Origin of the sequence: Mesorhizobium sp. M2D.F.Ca.ET.226.01.1.1 (assembly GCF_004022705.2) — a bacterium.
Taxonomy (GTDB): Bacteria; Pseudomonadota; Alphaproteobacteria; order Rhizobiales; family Rhizobiaceae; genus Mesorhizobium.
Genome location: NZ_RZOY02000142.1, coordinates 1 through 279 on the forward strand (window position 1 = coordinate 1; position 279 = coordinate 279).

Genomic DNA, 279 nt, shown 5'->3' on the forward strand with positions numbered 1-279 from the left:
GCCCCAGAGCGGCGGCGTGCGCCATTCGCTGCCGCTCGCTTCCCCCACACGCTGCCCGTCCGCAAGGCCTTCGCCCATGTCGTGGAGAAGGAAATCGGAATAGGGCCAGATCAGCTGGAAGGCCTGCGCCTTGTTGGGCGTGCCGCGCATGGTGACGAATTTCGGCGTATGGCAGGAGATGCAGCCCATTTCGTAGAATTGCCTCTTGCCGGCAAGAACGTCCGGCTCGCCGATATCGCGCCGCGCCGGCACCGCAAGGTTCTGCGAATAGAAGGTGAC

The 279-nt window shown here is 64.2% G+C and carries 1 protein-coding gene; it reads right to left on the reverse strand.

Translation table 11 applies throughout. The annotated features are described in order from the left end of the window. Nucleotides 1-279 (reverse strand): di-heme oxidoredictase family protein (locus EN869_RS34130; RefSeq protein ID WP_281109889.1); only part of this gene is annotated, 279 nt, incomplete at both ends.